This window comes from Armatimonadota bacterium, assembly GCA_029907255.1.
In the GTDB taxonomy this organism is placed as follows: Bacteria; Armatimonadota; UBA5829; order DTJY01; family DTJY01; genus JAIMAU01.
Genome location: JARYMF010000007.1, coordinates 86937 through 103840, shown reverse-complemented (window position 1 = coordinate 103840; position 16904 = coordinate 86937). Strand labels below are relative to the sequence as shown.

The following is a 16904-nucleotide window of genomic DNA, read 5'->3' as shown; positions in this document are numbered from 1 at the left end:
CTTTTACAACCCCTTAATAAACCTCTGGTATTTTTTGAAAATTCTCTTGTTATGCTCATCGCCGCCTTCGACGTTAGCGCTAATAAATACTGGCGGCTCTATACCGCGATTAATAAGGTTCTCTACAGTCTGGGCCATAATCATATTTACTATCATTGCACCTGCAATGGTAGAGGTCGCACAAATCCTCCCAGGAAGGCCTTCAACTTCCAGAATGGCATCGCCAGGAATGCCGCAGTTATCTATAACAATGTCAGCAATCTCAAAAAGTCGCTTGCCCGAAGGATGTCTTGCGGTTACAGACTTGGAGTGAGCAAGCGAAGTAATAGCAATGGTCTTAATGCCGCGAGCTTTGCATTCAAGTGCCATCTCGATTCCAAGAGCATTCCGCCCAGAATTCGAAATAATAATAACAACCGAACCTGAGGGTGGGTCATACCAATCAAGAAGTTGCTTTGCATACCCCTCACAGCGCTCAGCTCTGCCAAAGCTCTTATCATGAATTATATCAACTGGCGCAAGGCCTCCAGCGCGGTGATACGCCTCAGCCGCAACCATTAAAGAGTGCCCGCCGCCTAAAAGATAGAGGATGCCGTCACGTGCTATCAAGTCGGTCACTACCTCAGCCGCTTCCTGAATCTTTTCTGCCTGAGTCTCGTTAATTCTTGCAAGAATTTCAGATATTTTTTGATAGTATTCCTGGGCTTTATTCATCGCATTCCCTCTCTCATTGAATTTCAAAGAACATATTTGCCGAAGTTGCTTAGGAATCCTGCATTCTTGACTTAAGCGCGCCCATGATGTACGCTTTTCCAGGTAATTGATTTAGGAGGAGGAAATTCATGGGGCTGGAGAAATACGGCCATTTCTCAGAAGACGGCAAGGAATTTGTAATTACTAAACCAGACACACCTGCGCCATGGGTGAATTACATCTCTAACACAAGATACACTGGGCTCATAACAAACACAGGCGGTGGGTATAGCTTTTACATTTGTCCAAAGGATTCTCGCATTACCCGTTGGCGTTACAACTGCCTACCTTGGGATCGCCCTGGGCGCTATATATACATCCGCGACGAAAATGGCGAATATTGGTCTCTAACGTGGCAGCCGGTAGGAAAACAACCTGACTTCTATGAATGCCGCCACGGAATGGGCTATACATCTATTGAACAAGAATACAAGGGTATCCGTAGCAAAGTCCTTTATTTTGTGCCGCTCGAGGATGATCTCGAGATTTGGCGCGTTACGCTCAAAAACAACACAAACAAGGCTTTTAGGGCGGATGTTTTCTCTTATGTCGAGCTCTGCTTAGGACATGCGCTAGTAGACCTTATTAATCAACCAAACGACCAACATTTCAACGTTGTTAAATTCGACAAAGAAAACAATTTTCTGTATGCAACTAAAAACTACTGGGTTACTTATCGAGGCGCAACCGTCAAGCAGCCCAATCAAGCCTGGAATAAGTATGTCTTCTTTGCCTCATCCCTGCCAGTGAAAGGTTTCGATGGAAAAAAAGATGCGTTCATTGGCCCCTGGCGCTCTGAGTCAAATCCAATTGCAGTAGAGGAAGGCAGAAGCAGAAACACCGAAATCACCGCAGGCGATGCATGTGCAGCTCTTCAGAGTGAAATAATGCTTAATCCAGGTGAGACAAAAGAATTCGTTATTTTATTAGGAATTGTAAATCGAGATGGTTACGATAGTCTTGCCCCACCGATTGTTAACAAATATCGGGACTTACAGAATGTCAGCACTGCCTTCAAAGAATTAAAGGCATATTGGGATAACTACCTATCGGTTGTCAAAGTAACTACGCCGGATTCCGAAATGAACCTCATGCTTAATTTCTGGGCAAAGCGCCAAGCATGGGTAACTTTTCACATGCACCGCACAGCCGGCTATTACCATGGCGGCCTGCTCTTTGGAACAGGTATCCGTGATCAATGCCAAGACCTCCTCGGCCCTTTAATTGCCGAACCTCAAGTTGTTGCCGAGCGTATTTGCGAAGTCCTTTCCCACCAATTTGCCGATGGAAGCACACTCCATAATTACTTCCGCCTCACTGGTCAAGGAGAAAAAACGGGCCACTCGGACACTCCTTTGTGGCTTCCTTTCGCCATTGTTGCATACCTAAAGGAAACAGGCGACTTTGGCTTTCTCCAAAAAGTTGTACCGTTCCACGACAAAGGCGAGGCAACTGTTCTCGAGCATCTAATTCGGGCAATTGATTATCCATTAAGCAATCTAACACCCAGACACCTACCAAAATTTGGGCCAGGTGACTGGAACGACACACTCGATTATGTCGGCAGAGAGGGAATCGGCGAAAGTATGTGGGTTGCTGAGTTCTTATGCTATGTTTTAAGAGAAGCGGCGGAACTGCTAGAAAAATGCGGTTCATCTAAAGAAATTTCTTCAAACATAGGACTCGACCACACGGAAATCCTGAACAAGGCAAAACAGTACCGCTCAGAATATGCTCAAATTGCAGATGCGCTCAATAAATACTGCTGGGATGGAGAGTGGTATATACGCGGAACAAGAGATGACGGCAGCGTAATTGGTTCACATACCAACGAGGAAGGCCGTATATTCTTGGAGTCAACAACATGGGCTGTAATTAGCGGCATAGCTCCAGAGGACCGCGCTCGCATGACTATGGATTCCGTCTATAAATACCTAAACACACCAAGAGGGCCCAAGATTTTGCATCCAGCTTATACAAAGGTAGACTCAGGGATTGGACTTGCGACAAGATGTGTACCCGGCAAGAAAGAGAATGGCGCAATTTTCAATCATCCTGCCGCATGGGCAATTCTTGCCGAATGTGTTATCGGAAATGGCGACAGAGCGTATGAGTATTTCAAGAAGACTATCCCAATCAACCAAGCATACGATCCAGATATTTACCGAATGGAACCATATGTATATTCGGAATATGTTACTAGTCCTGATCATCCAACCTTTGGTGAAGCAAGCCACTCATGGCTGACAGGTTCAGCAGTCTGGATGTACCGCGATGGTCTCGATTGGATTCTCGGCGTTCGTCCTACATACGATGGTCTCACTATTGACCCTTGTATTCCGCATGATTGGGATTCCTTCAGCGTTATTCGAAAATTTAGGGGAGCGATTTACGAGATTGAAGTACAAAATCCAAATCATGTGCAACATGGAGTCAAAAGCATCCAAGTAGATGGAAAGCCAATCGCTGGAAATACCCTTCCGGTTTTCACAAGCGGCGTACATAAAGTCCACGTCATAATGGGATAGAAACACCATTCCCAGAAGAATAACCTTTGAAGAAAGCGGAAGGAATATTGTACATTGGGCAACCTTTTGGTAGAATTAGCCTGCCAATATCGAATTAGGAGGTTTTTATAATATGTCTTGCCCCAAAATGAGTACCAACCTTGAATTCTGCAATTGTAGCTACCCAAGTTGTTCACGAAAAGGAAATTGCTGTGAGTGCCTGCGCTATCACCTAAGCAATAACCAGCTCCCGGCTTGCGCATTCCCGGATGACGTCGAAAAGACTTGGGACCGTTCGTTCAAAAGATTTGCGCAAATATACAAGTAATTAAGCAATTGCGCAGTCTTTTTGGCCAAAAAGGAAGGCAACATTTGCGACTTCCAGAGGTTGCATGCAAGAATTGAAGAACACCGTGGCTTTAAATAGATTTTCACATCTCCTCGAAAAATCGAGCTATTTCATCTCTTGCAAATGAAGGCAAATCAACAACGCCGCTGGGAGTACGCATTTTTAAGCCGTGTTCTTTTGGCATCATTTTCCCAATCACATTGGCTCGTATTCCCGCCTGTCCAAAGGCATCGAGAAGACGCGGAGTATCGGAAGGAGAAACTGTAAGGATTAGACAGCCAGACGCAATCAAACCAAGCGGGTCGAGACCCAATTCGCGACAAAGGCTTTGCGTTTCGGGTATCACTGGAATGGCATCTTTTTCGATTTCGATTCCGAGTCCCGACGCTTGTGCTATCTCCATCAAACCAGTAGCAAGTCCTCCTTCCGTCGGGTCATGCATTGCGTTCACCTTGACCGATTCTACTGCAATCCTCGCGTCTTTCACCACGCTAATACCTGGGTCAAAAAGAAAGTTGGCAGCTCGTTTCAGAAACTGTTTAGTAAACCACATCTCCCTAAGTCGGTCGTATGCTTCGCGTGCTAAAATTGCCGTTCCTTCGATTGCAATACCTTTTGTGATTATTATGTCATCACCTACTTTGGCACCCGAGCTAGTAACTAAACTTGATCGGTCAGTTTCACCTAGCATGCAACCTACGACGATTGGGCGACTAAGGTCATGTGTTATCTCGGTGTGACCCCCAATAACACTTATCTGCAATTCTTCACACGCCGAAAGTATTTGATTAAAAATTTGCTCTACAGTCTCCGATGAAACACCTACGGGAAGAAGGACGGTCGCCAACATCCACTTTGGTATAGCGCCCATCACTGCGATGTCGTTTGCATTGATATTTACCGCATACCAACCAATTAAATCAGTGGCGAAGGTAATTGGGTCGGTCTTTGTTACAAGCAATCGGTTGCCGTAATCAATTACTGCCGCATCTACTCCAACCGCCGGACCAACGACAACCCGTTCATCTAGGTCAATCTTAGACAACATCTTTGCGAGTAGGTTATGTGGCAGCTTGCCAGTGCGTAGTTTAAAAGGCATAATAGCTCTCTAAATACAAGTAAATTAAACAATCAAGGCTTATCATATTATTTCTCGGAAGGAACAATTATTCCCCTCATTATTATATTTTGGCAGAAAATGAAAACGAGTAATGTCGGGATTGCGGCCAGCACCAGCCCCGCATAGACCAAAAACTGAGGCGCCCAAATCTGCATTTGATATAGCCAAACCATCAGTGTCCACATTTTGGGATTTTGCAATACGAGGAAAGCCCACATAAACGAACCGTATGCGGCTGTGAATGCTCCGAGAGCTATCACCGCCAGTACTGGCTTTGACAGCTGCAAGGTAATTTTTCGATACATTTGCATCTCAGTAGCCCCATCCATCACAGCGGCTTCATAAAGTTCCTTTGGCAAACTATCAAAAAATCCCTTGAGCAAGAAAATCGAGTATCCATTTGCCAAGCCAGGCAATATTATCGCCCAATAGGTGCCCAGCAGGTGAAGCTCCTTGATAAGCAGGAAGCTCGGGATTGCACTAACCTCTGCTGGGAACGCCATTGTAGCCAGCAAGAAAAGCAAAATTTTGTATGTAGATTTGAGGTTAAAACGCGAAAGTGCATAGGCGCAGAGCGGATTGACGGTCAAAGTTGTTAGCACTAATGCAATGCACAGAATTGCCGTATTAATGAGAGCCCTACCATGAAGCGCTATATAATCAATAACCTCACGATAGTTGCGGACGATGAATTCGCGGCGAATTGCACCTGTGTTTTCTAAAAGCTCAACAAAGTCGTTTTCAGCATAGGGTGGCGCAACAGCTTGGAAAGAAGCAAACCTAGTGCCCAGTGCCTGATTCATCTTTTCGATTGTCCCAAACTTACGAGCTAGGTGAGTTCTAAAAAGCACCTCTGGCGACTGAAGTTCCACCATCTTGATTGGAACAGCACTCTGGAGGAACTCAATCCAGTCTACCAGCAGCATGCCGCTCTTGGGCGGCTTCTGAGGAAGACTTACCTGTCCAAACGAACTCAAATTGGTTCTGTATGCTTTACTAAGATAAGCAATTGTTCCATATTTTTTCCTTAAAAAACTTTGGAATAGCGGCGTAGCCTCGGCATCCATTCGGATAAAATGGACAGGACATTCTTTTCTGACAAAGCTTTCCCATTCGTCCGCCATGGGTGAGTTTGGAACCCGAGCAGTTAGATGGATATCCGCGCGCTTTTTATAATGGCTGCCAAGCGCTTTGTTGATGGTATTTATATCACCACAGCTCAACCTCAGGTGTTCTTGGAAAAGACCGTCGACCGATACCGTAATTAAATAACGTGGCTCTTGTGACTTTTTAAATTTCAAAAACTCCCAATATTTTTTGGTTTGCTCTGGTATAAAATTGCGCTGAGTCCAATCCTCGACAGGCATCTGAACTTCCATCCAAGTCTCGTTTGCCTCGATATAGGTTTTATTGAGCTTTTCCAAATCACCATGAAACTTTTCTTTCAAGAAGTTTCTGTATTTATAGACTATCTCGGGCGTTATTCTGGAAAGCGAAAACGAGTGGGCAAGCATCATATGGTCAATTGGGAGTGAGTCCTTAAATTGCCGCCATTCTTCCACAAACTGGCGGTTTACACTCTTAGGTGGCTGAAGTTCCTCGAATGTTGAAAGGTCTTCGCCAAGCCAAGCGTTATATTTAACGATTTCCTCGCCATACTTCGCTTCGACATATTTGCGGTAGAGCTCATCATCTGAATAAAAATAGCGCGGAATAATTCGAAATTGGTTTTGGTCGACTGGGCTAGTAAACGAAGTCGAAACCATCAGCAAGAAAGGGTAGACCATCGTTACCGCTCCAGCCGAGAGTATTATATAAAGTGCGGCTATAAGTATGCGAATCTTTCTCTGTTTTCTACCAACAACAGTGATGATAGGCATATGGAAGAGCCTCTACTAACATCAGTTGCTAAACTGAATGATTGCCAATTAGCAAATAACAACGAATATTTCTCATGCGCCTGCGGTCTTGAATTGGAGACGCGAAAGAATTCTCAACTGAAAAACCGTAAACCCTACAAGAAATGATCCCATCAGCCAAGCCATTGCAACTGCGTATCCGAATTTTAGGTAAAGAAAAGCGTTATACCAAATTTCTAGCCCAGCGACATGTGTAGCATGCATTGGGCCGCCGCCTGTCATTACAAATATGAAATCGAATGACCGAAATGCGTGTATAAACGCACCAACAAAGTTGATAATAATCAATGGCCTTAAATATGGGATTGTGATATGCCTAATTTTTTGGAGCACCCCTGCTCCATCGAGGTCAGCAGCTTCATATACGTCTTCAGGCACGCTTTTCAACGCGGCAAGATAAATGATGCACCCTGGCCCGACATGCGCCCATATAATCGGGAGTACAACACACAACATTGCGAGCCTTGGATCTTGCAACCAAGTCAACGGTTCGAACAATGGGATTCTGGCAGGGATATGCATAATCGCCATAGCAGAGTTCAGATGTTTTATGACGTAGTCGTTTATATTAAGCAAAAGCTGGTTTAGCAACCCAGCTGGACTTGGATTGTAAAAGAATTTCCATAAAAACATAATCACAAGACCTGTTGTTACCGCGGGCAGGTAATACAGCGTTCGGAAGAGCATCTTGCCTTTTGGTACTTCGTGAAGCATTAGTGCTAAAACAATTGGGCTAAAGAATCCAAGGCCCAGGGAAAGAAGCATAAATACAAAGCTGTTCCAAAATGATTTCCATACCTGCGGCGTGAATAAGACCTCGCTAAAATTATCTAGTCCGACCCACCTAGTGCCAGCCACTATTCGATAATCTTGAAATGCCATCACTGAGCCGCGAAGTAGAGGGTAGTATGCCCACAGTGCAACTGAGATTAGGGCAGGAGACATTAACAAAAACGCAAAAGCAGTTCGCTTGTACTTCACCCAACGAGACTTTTTCCCTTTTGCGGGTATTTTGTGTGGGGATTCATAATCCTTGCTGAAGCTTTTAATTACAAAGCGAAACACTAGCGAAAAGATAATAAAAAGAGCAATAACAACCACCCATGCAACACGACGCCTAACTGTTAGTATTTTGGGGTCAACTACACCCATTAACTTTTCATTGCAGTGGGCAACAGCATTATCGAGCAGCCTCTTATAGTCTGTGCGGTCGCTTAACCATACAGCATCAAGAGGCGGTGTCATCTCCTGATAGATGTTCTCGCAGTTACGCCCATACGGCTCAGGCCGCCCTGAGCGAAGTGCCTCTTCAAGGGTTTCTGACCAGCCCTTCGGCACCTCTTTAAGATATTGAGTATAGCCGTATTTCTTCAGATATTTAGGTGCAATAAACCGAGCAAAGCCCGACTCAACATAGACTTTGCATCTTATTCGAGCTGCCTCATCGCTTGCCCAAAACTTAATATACTCCCAAGCGGCGTCGCGCACCCGCTTATCCTTGACCGTTGCGTTGATACCCATCATAGCGCAATTAAGCTCGTTTCCGCGCTTACCAGTGGGACCGACGGGAACCGGCGCAATGCCAATCAGATTTGGATTGACATTGGCAATCATTTGGTCATTTATATAGCCGAAGACCATACCTATCTTGCCCAACTGCCAAAGTTTGCCGTAATCTGTATCGCGATAAGCCACACCGCGGTAAGTTTTGCCATTTCTTGTCCACCGAGCACGTCCGAGCTTCTGGTAAAACTTCAGAGCAGTAACTGCCGCCTCATCGTTAAAAACAGCACGCCAATTTCCGTTTTCGTCTTGGGCTACTGCCTCACCGCCTGCCGACCATAGGAGATCTATAAACCACCAAGCCGAATGGGGACCTGCAAAAAGCGCCATACCATATTGGCCTTTCTCAGGGATTGTTAGCTTCTTAGCATACTCAAAAAGTTCATCCCAATTCCTGGGAGGTCTTTCTGGGTCAAGGCCAGCTTCGCGGAACAAATCTTTGCGATATTGTAGAGTCATCACATAAGTCTGATAAGGAATCGCCCAGATGTGACCATTGCGTTTGATTACTTGCCAAACAGGAGGGTAAATTAACTCATCCAAATTCTCCTCTTTCGCCCATTTTTCAACATACTCGTCGAGAGGATAGAGGAACTTTTGCTGGATGTAGCTGTCGGAGATACGGAAATTGACGTAGAGTACATCTGGAGCGACCCCACCTGCCATCGCAAGAAGAGGACCGACCTCCATATCGAGTCCAGGCGCAGTAAGCCCACGGAAACCCTCAAGCTTGATATTTGGGTGAAGCTCCATGAAGCGCTGGACAATAGCCCAGTTTGCTTTATCCGGAACACTTCTAGCTTCTTTGAGTGGAAGACGATGAACAGTTAGGACAATCTGGTCCTTCTTATCAGCCTTCGCGTATGCAATCTCAATCGCAAAGCACAACAGCAGTACGACCGAGAGTTTCTTGATAAACGACAAATCTTTCACTAGACAAGAATCAAACGCCAGCAATATTCGATTTTTCACATTCTGGCTTAAGAGGAGAAGAAATTGCCTTACTTTACTTGACATTGCTAATACTTCAACAAAACCGCAAGCGTTTCCTGCGGGTGGTTCAATACCTGGTCATAAGCTTTTGCCGCATCTTCAACAGGAAATTCATGGCTAATGAGGTCATCTACTCGAACGCGCTTCTCCGCCACCAGGCGAATAAACTCACCGAGGTTCCTTCCTTCGGTCCATCTAACAAATGGATACGGCATGTCCACACCATCACGTTCATAAACTGGATCGTATCTGCCTGGACCAGCAGCACGTGAAATAACAAAATCTGCCTCTTTTGCAAAGAAGAGATTGCGGTCAATTTCCATCTTTGCCACGCCAACCATGACAATGCGGCCGCCAAAGCGTATCATTTTAAGCGCTTGAGTTATTGGCTCCGAAGACTCGGAGGCTACAACAATTAAAACGGCATCTGCCCCCTGCCCATTCGTTGAATCCATAACCGCAGATACAATATCTTCATTTGCGTTTATCGCATGAATTCCATTTGACTCCGCAATGCTCAGCCGAGTTTTAATGAAATCTGTAGCCATGGTTCGATAACCCACAGCATGGCTAATCCGGGCAATCAACTGGCCAAGAACCCCCAATCCCATCACAACGGCGGTTTCGCCAAAAGTTAAGTTTGCCCGCCGCAAGGCTTGCACAGCTATCCCCCCTAAACCTGTGAACGCTGCCTCACGAAGGTCAACGTTTTCAGGAAGCTTTACGGCAAGGTTGCGGCCAATACAACAAACCTCAGCATGCCCGCCGTAGCATGAGGGACTTCCATAGTTGCCGACACGGTCCCCCACAGAGAACTCCGTAACGTTCGAGCCGACTCTAACTACAATGCCAGAATTCGAGTATCCTAAACTCGAGTCGGAGCGATTTGGATCTGGGTTCCTGCGCCGTGCCAATAAACCCATTGTCTCCGTTCCTGAGCTGATAAGAGAATAGGCTGTTCGGCACAAAATGCCATTTTCTACGAGGGGCGGTTCCTCAACCTCTTTGACAACTACTTCACCAACTCCATTAATGAATACTTGTTTCATGGCCATTACAACAGGGGTAATTTAACAGGACGACCTTCTGCCGCAGAGATATCAGCCGCTATGCAAACTTCATGCGTCTTTACTGCATCGTCTAGATTAACGTGAGACTCCCTATCCGTGAGAATGCACTCAACTAAATGGTCAATTTCTGGCTGGAACGGATGGTGAGTTACGTCACCGCTGTCGGGAAGAATAGTTGGAATCTCTAAAAACTTTGTTTGGCCAGGGAGGAGTGCCTTTGAAAAAAGCTTGTTGTCTCGAATAGTGCCATTCTCTCCCAATAGCTCAATGTTGAATATGTAAGGCGAAGCGACATCCCAACTCGCTGAGACCTTGCCAATTGTACCATTCTGGAACTTCATGGCAACAACGATATTTGCATCATATTCGCATGGCCCCATATTATTTGAATATGCTGTTACTTCCGCTACCTCAGATTCAACAAAATACCTAATCGCATCAACTGCATGACAACCTGCGGCTAAAAGCATGCTACCGCCAGACGCCTTGGTAATTACCCAATCAAATCCCTTATACCAGCGGCCAAGAGGATGCCAATAATCCACCTCAGCATAGAAGATGCGCCCAATCGCAGGAGTCTTCTGCAACCCCTTTATACATTGAAAAAGTGGATTCCATCGGAGAACAAAACTCACGACAGTTTTCACCCCGGCCTTTCGAACAGCATCTCGCATCTTAACTAAGTCATCAAGATTCAGAGCAACCGGCTTCTCGATAAGGATATGCTTGCCAGCTTCAGCCGCCTTGATTGTCTCAATGGCATGGCGGTCGTTTGGGGTGCAGATAGAAACAATATCCACGCGCTTGTCTTTCAGTAGCTCATCATAGTTGGTGTATATTGTACATTCAACATTCGCCTCAGCCGCCTTTGCCTTCGCACTCTCTGCCCTTCGGCTCCCAATGGCGACTACCTCGCAATGAGGATTGTTCTTATACGCTTTGATATGTTCACCAGATACCCATCCGGCGCCCCATACCGCAGCACCAAGTTTCCTTTCCATATCAGGCAACCTCCCAAGCCGAAAAGCAACTAAAATTTTTTGCTTGCTTCGGCTTAAAAAATAGCGGGGGTTAAACCCCCGCTTCTTTTAACTCCATTTACTTCGCATAAGCCGTCGCAACCTTAGCGACAGCTGTTGCCATGTCTTCAAGACATTGCTCATCTATCGTTGGATGTACTAACAACCAAATGGTCTGCATGCCAATCCTTCGTGCAGTTGGGCAGTCAACCTTGCTGTAATCTACATTGCCTTTATACCACGGGCACTTAAACGGGCATTTGGTATTTCCATAACCAACCATTTTTAGGAAAACTTCTTCTTTGTAGTTTTCCGGTGGAACACCAGCAACACACGGAATGCCTTCAGCACGTAGGGCATGGATGAACTCGTCTCGCGTGCAATTCAGCATCTCAGGTTTTATCTTGAAAGCATACTTATAGAACGCATGCTTTACATCCGGAGACTCATACGGCGGCTCGACCTGTGGAATCTCTAACAACCGCTTAGTTAGGAAATGAGCATTAGCCCGTCGCTTTTCAACCCATTCATCAAGACGCTCAAGGGCCGCCATTCCAATAACTGTTTGCATTTCAGTCATGCGGTAGTTAAATCCCATCCGATGGTGGATATATGGATAGAGTGCCTCCATCTGGAGAAGGTCCTTACGCTCTTCTTCCCAATAACCATGGTCTTTGAAACTGCGCGCAATTTCAGCATAATCATCGTTGTCAGTAGTCACCGCCCCGCCTTCGCCGCCGGTTGTTATAATTTTGTCCTGGCAAAAGCTGAATGCTGCCAAATCTCCAAGAGAACCTATTTTCTTCCCCTTATACTCAGCGCCGTGTGCCTGAGCGGCATCCTCTATCACCACTAATCCGTGCTTTGCGGCAATTGCATTAATTGCGTCCATGTCTGCCGGATGACCATGAAGATGAACTGGCACAATAGCCTTCGTGCGCTCAGTAATGAGGGCTTCAACCGACTTTGGATCAATGTTCCACGTCTTTTCCTCGACATCAGCGAAAATCGGGATAGCATTCTGGTGCAAAACAGCAGCTGCAGTGGCAATAAAGGTATAAGATGGAACTATGACTTCGTCTCCGGGGCCAATTCCTGCGGCGGCATATGCTACATGCAGTGCACTCGTGCCAGAATTCAACATTATTGCATGCTTAACTCCGCAGTAATCAGCATATCGCTTCTGGAACTCCATTCCGCGAAAGCCTGTCCAATAGTTGACTTTTCCGCTATCCAGAACTTCCTTTACAGCAGCTTTCATATCATCCCAAAAATAGGGCCATGGTGGAAATGGAGCTGTTCTAACAGGCGTTCCACCATTGATTGCTAGTTTATCTGCTGACATAGCTGTACCTCCAATATCGAAATTAAAACGAATAAAATGATTGGATTTTTGGAAAGAGATCTTTCCAAGCGTATAAAATCAAGGCAGCAACCGCTGAGTTCTCAATCTAGGCCAGCGGTTGACAGTACGGAAAGCTTCTGCGTATTTAACACCACACTGCCATCCTCGGAACTTAGCGCAATCTTCTATAAACTGAATAACATCCAGGTTATCGTGCTCTTTTAGCCAGACGACTTGACTCTGATGACACATCATCATTTCCTTCTTTTTTTCAATAAAATCCGTAATATCCACATATTCGCCTGGTTCAAAGTCCACCCCAGCAACGTTATCCATATAGATAACCGGTGGAACTTTGTCGTGATATTCGTGCTCTGTCTTCCAATTAGGCAACGAGGCATGGAAGGATGCATCATAAACCAAGCCACTAACTACACAATGATCAGGCATATAGTCAGTTGGCGAGTGCGTAATTATCAAGTCGGGCTTAGTTACGCGAATCATATCAATGAATACCGCCAAAGTCTCTCGATTATTGAAAATTTCACAGTCTGGTATGCCCAGCGATATGCTTTCGGCTCCAATCCTGCTTGCCGATAGCTGAGCCTCTTTGCGCCTAATTTTCGCAAGCTCATCATTTGGAATGTGGAAATGCCCTTTATCTCCAATACATGCATGGCACATAATAATGTCATGGCCTTGGCTTGCATACTTAGCAAGTGTGCCAGCGCATAGGATTTCTATATCGTCGGGATGCGCCCCAACTGCTAAAATTCGCATAATTAGCCTCCTCAAACTTACTGCTCTATTATCGCTTGGAGCCCATGGTTAAAAATTGCAAACCCCCTATTTCTTCTTTACTCTGGGACCCTCGGGGGTATCCTCTACTATGTATCCGGCAGCTAGAATCTCATCGCGGATGCGATCGGCGGTAGCAAAATCGCGTGCCTTTCTTGCCTTCTGACGTTCTTCGACGAGTCTCATTATATCCGAGGGTATTTCCACTTCAAAAGGCACCCCTCGCTCGGAAAGCTTGAGACCTAGAATTCGGTCAAAGTTCACCATTGCAGCGAAGACTTCTCGACCACCACGGCCGTGAATATTGACCTCTTTAATCAAACTAAACACCGCAGCCAGTGCAACAGGCGTATTCAAATCGTCATCCATTGCTTCATCAAACGCACTAGTCCAGCGGGCGACCGCGTCATCAAGTCCAGTTGGGTTTTCCCTGTCGAGCCGCGCTACGAATTCATATAAATTCTCAAGCGCTGTTTCAGCCGCATCCAGCGCTTGCCAAGTGAAATTCAATTTTGACCGATAATGTGCACCAAGGACCAAATACCTAAACGCAAGTGGATCATACCCTCGAGCCATTACATCTCTGAGCGTGTAGAAATTGCCAAGTGATTTGCTCATTTTGCGATTTTCTACGAGGAGGTGCTCTGAGTGAAGCCAATAGTTGACGAATGGTTTTCCGGTTGCAGCCTCAGACTGGGCTATTTCGTTTTCATGATGTGGAAAGATGTTATCAACGCCACCAGTATGGATGTCAAATGTTTCGCCCAAATACTTCATGCTCATTGCTGAACATTCGATATGCCATCCGGGTCGGCCTCTTCCAAGCTCAGTGTCCCAATATACATTGCCGTCTGCCTCATCCCAAGCCTTCCAAAGAGCAAAATCGGAAACCTGCTCTTTTTCATATTCATCGGAGCTAACCCGTGCGCCGGCTTTCAACTCTCCTATCTTAAAATGAGAAAGTTTGCCGTAGCCAGGAAATTTTGAGATGTCGTAGTAAATCGAGCCGTCTTCAGCTTTATATGCTATACCTTTGTCAAGAAGCTTCTTTATCAGGGCAACCATCTCCTGAATGTGCTCGGTCGCCCTGGGGTATACATGCGCCGGCTCGATGTTTAGATGGTCCCTGTCCTCATAAAAAGCCTCAATAAATGGAAGAGTATACTCGTTGAGACTTATGCCTTTTTCCCTAGCACCGCGTATTGTCTTGTCGTCAACATCCGTGATATTCATCACGTGTGCTACTTCGAAACCGCGGTATTCGAGGTGTCGCCGAAGAATATCCTCGAATAAGTAAGTGCGCCAGTTTCCAATATGGGCGAAGTCATATACGGTTGGCCCACAGGTATAGAGTCCAACCTTCATGTCATTTATTGCTCGAAATTCGTCTTTTTCGCGGGTTAATGTATTGAAAAATCTGATAGTCATGGCTGAATCATCTCAAAATTAAGTTTTTTGTTCTCTTCTATTACTGGAAAAGAAAAATCCTCAGCGAATATCTAACAACCAAACGTTTCCCTCAAATAAGCTAAACTTTGCTTTGCAATTGTTATTGGGTCGGGCTTGTAATCGAAAACCTCTACCGAGACATAGCCATTATACCTGATTTCGCGAAGGGCTGACGACACAACATGAAAATCTGTATCGCCCATCCCTGGCCCTCGTCCACTTGCGTCATTAGCATGAACGTGCATGATATGTTCACCTGCGCTACAAACAATCTCCGGAATTGACCGAGCCTCGGAGCACATGCTTTTTACATCAACCATTGTGCGAAAGTTAGGCTTACCAACTGCACGAACCATTGCCAGCGCTTCCTCAACTGTGTTTATGAAGTTGGTCTCCCGCGGAGGTAGCGCCTCTATGCAAAGGTAGACATCATTTTCCCGTGCCTTTTCCGCACAATGCGAAAATGTTTCGCATGCGTAATTCCAAGCCTGCTCGTAAGTTAGGCTTTCGTGCACGTTCCTCTGCTTCGGCGAGCCGAAAATGAGAACGCGACCACCGAGATCACTGCACAAGCAAATCAGCGCATCAAGGTAGTCGCGCGTTCGCTTGCGAACATCTGCATCTGGATGATTGATATATAATCCTTCTGGTTTCACCAGCAACCAGTGAAGCCCAACAATCTCAACACCAGCATCAGCGGCAGCTCGAGCAATCTCTCGGCGTCGTGCATCTATGATTTCGTAAACCGATGTTGCGAGAGTGAACGGGGCAATCTCAACGCCATCATATCCGATTTCGGCAGCAGTAACGAATACTTTCTCTATAGGCCAATTTTCAAAAAGCTCGTTGCAAATTGAAAACTTCATTGGCATCTCCAACCCAATATGACTTGCTTATTATAACAAGTGTCCTCCAAAATGACGAGTTTATCGGTCCTTACCAAGTTAAACGAAGACAAAGCAGGAGCGCATGCCACTGGATGCTTTTAGTCCTTTGTCTTGTTTGCAAAAAAGACCTTTCTAAAAATTAGTCGCCTACAATATTTTAATCGCCATCGCAGGACATTCGAAGCCGCAATATCCACAAAGTATGCACTTCTCCTCATCCGCAACTGGCGTTTTCTCGCCCATGCGGAGTGCTCCATAACGGCAAGCGGATATACAAGCCCCACAACCTCGGCAGAATGGACGGACATGCCAGCGTCTTTTACGCTGCTTTAGACTCGTTTCTACGGAAGGCGGAACAGCCTCGCCCTTGCACACAGCCACATTGTATATTACTTCTTGGAGGCTATGCATTCCAACGGCAACCGAATCAGCTTCTTCAACGCTAAATGCGAACTCCAAAGCTTCCCTAGCATTCGCGTACAGTAGCCCACCGCCAAGTGCCTTCATAATGTAGACACCCTTGCCAGCGCTATGGGCTGCCTTGATGCCATCCAGCATCTCTGCCATTGTTCCTTCCACAACACCCTTAAAACCTCTATTAAAAACCACTAGAACAACGTCCAACTCGGGCCAACTAATGACTTCCTCTAACACGCGGCAGGAATGTGTAGATACACCAATTGCACGAATTAATCCCTTTGATTTAGCCTTAACTAGCTCTTCCCACGCAGGCAATCTACTATTCAAGTCCTCGACGCTATCCACGTTATGAAGCTTGAAAATGTCAAGCCTTGGTACGCCAATTTCTCGAAGCGCAGTGTTGATTGAAGTAATCATGGAGCTTGCGTCCTTTGCCATGGACTTGGCGGCAATTATAGGAGGTAACTCCATATGCTTAAGAGCTTTCTGCATGTGAGGATATGAACCATAAATTTCTGCGAGGTCAAAAAAATCGATGCCCATTTCTGCCGCAGAAACAAGAAGTTCCGCGCCATCGCTAATTGGCATTTCGTGGAGTTTGAAAGGCAGCGTCCCGAAGGCAAGCCTTGATACCCAGATACCTGTTCTCCCTAATTCGCGGCGTTCCATTTTAGTCAATCCACGGATGAATTACATCAACCGCAAATTTATT

The 16904-nt window shown here is 45.8% G+C and carries 13 protein-coding genes; 2 read left to right on the top strand and 11 right to left on the bottom strand.

Annotated features, from left to right (window positions below; genetic code table 11):
* Positions 1 to 3: 3 nt before the first annotated feature.
* Positions 4 to 714: an SIS domain-containing protein gene (locus tag QHH26_08320; protein ID MDH7481959.1), complete on the bottom strand. Its 711-nt coding sequence runs from the start codon at positions 712 to 714 to the stop codon at positions 4 to 6.
* A 128-nt stretch (positions 715 to 842) separates the two neighbouring features.
* On the opposite strand from QHH26_08320, the gene QHH26_08315 reads away from it, so the two are divergent.
* Positions 843 to 3281, top strand: coding sequence for a glycosyl transferase family 36 (locus QHH26_08315; protein MDH7481958.1), 2439 nt, complete (start codon positions 843 to 845; stop codon positions 3279 to 3281).
* A gap of 112 nt (positions 3282 to 3393) precedes the next feature.
* Positions 3394 to 3588: a DUF6485 family protein gene (locus tag QHH26_08310; GenBank protein MDH7481957.1), complete on the top strand. Its 195-nt coding sequence runs from the start codon at positions 3394 to 3396 to the stop codon at positions 3586 to 3588.
* Positions 3589 to 3691: 103 nt separating this feature from the next.
* Here QHH26_08310 and QHH26_08305 read toward each other — a convergent pair whose 3' ends face one another.
* From QHH26_08305 to QHH26_08260, 10 genes are all read right to left on the bottom strand, one after another.
* The gene (locus QHH26_08305; protein MDH7481956.1) at positions 3692 to 4708 is read right to left on the bottom strand and encodes an AIR synthase family protein; all 1017 of its coding nucleotides are present in this window, start codon (positions 4706 to 4708) and stop codon (positions 3692 to 3694) included.
* A 47-nt stretch (positions 4709 to 4755) separates the two neighbouring features.
* Entirely contained in the window at positions 4756 to 6609 is a 1854-nt protein-coding gene (locus tag QHH26_08300) for an ABC transporter permease subunit (GenBank protein MDH7481955.1), read from the bottom strand.
* Positions 6610 to 6681: 72 nt separating this feature from the next.
* Positions 6682 to 9228, bottom strand: a complete 2547-nt coding sequence (locus QHH26_08295) for an extracellular solute-binding protein (protein MDH7481954.1) — start codon at positions 9226 to 9228, stop codon at positions 6682 to 6684.
* A 2-nt stretch (positions 9229 to 9230) separates the two neighbouring features.
* The gene (locus QHH26_08290) at positions 9231 to 10253 is read right to left on the bottom strand and encodes a zinc-binding alcohol dehydrogenase (protein MDH7481953.1); all 1023 of its coding nucleotides are present in this window, start codon (positions 10251 to 10253) and stop codon (positions 9231 to 9233) included.
* A 5-nt stretch (positions 10254 to 10258) separates the two neighbouring features.
* Positions 10259 to 11275, bottom strand: a complete 1017-nt coding sequence (locus QHH26_08285) for a Gfo/Idh/MocA family oxidoreductase (protein MDH7481952.1) — start codon at positions 11273 to 11275, stop codon at positions 10259 to 10261.
* A 97-nt stretch (positions 11276 to 11372) separates the two neighbouring features.
* Complete coding sequence (locus QHH26_08280) at positions 11373 to 12638, bottom strand: DegT/DnrJ/EryC1/StrS family aminotransferase (protein ID MDH7481951.1); 1266 nt, start codon at positions 12636 to 12638, stop codon at positions 11373 to 11375.
* 78 nt (positions 12639 to 12716) lie between these two features.
* Positions 12717 to 13418 carry a PIG-L family deacetylase gene (locus QHH26_08275; protein ID MDH7481950.1) on the bottom strand — a complete coding sequence of 234 codons (702 nt, stop codon included), beginning with the start codon at positions 13416 to 13418 and terminating at the stop codon, positions 12717 to 12719.
* 66 nt (positions 13419 to 13484) lie between these two features.
* Positions 13485 to 14864, bottom strand: a complete 1380-nt coding sequence (gene cysS, locus QHH26_08270) for a cysteine--tRNA ligase (protein ID MDH7481949.1) — start codon at positions 14862 to 14864, stop codon at positions 13485 to 13487.
* Between the two features lie 71 nt (positions 14865 to 14935).
* A complete protein-coding gene (locus tag QHH26_08265; GenBank protein ID MDH7481948.1) occupies positions 14936 to 15751 on the bottom strand; it encodes a sugar phosphate isomerase/epimerase family protein in 816 nt (271 codons plus the stop codon).
* 168 nt (positions 15752 to 15919) lie between these two features.
* Positions 15920 to 16861, bottom strand: a complete 942-nt coding sequence (locus QHH26_08260) for an aldo/keto reductase (GenBank protein MDH7481947.1) — start codon at positions 16859 to 16861, stop codon at positions 15920 to 15922.
* Positions 16862 to 16904: the final 43 nt, after the last annotated feature.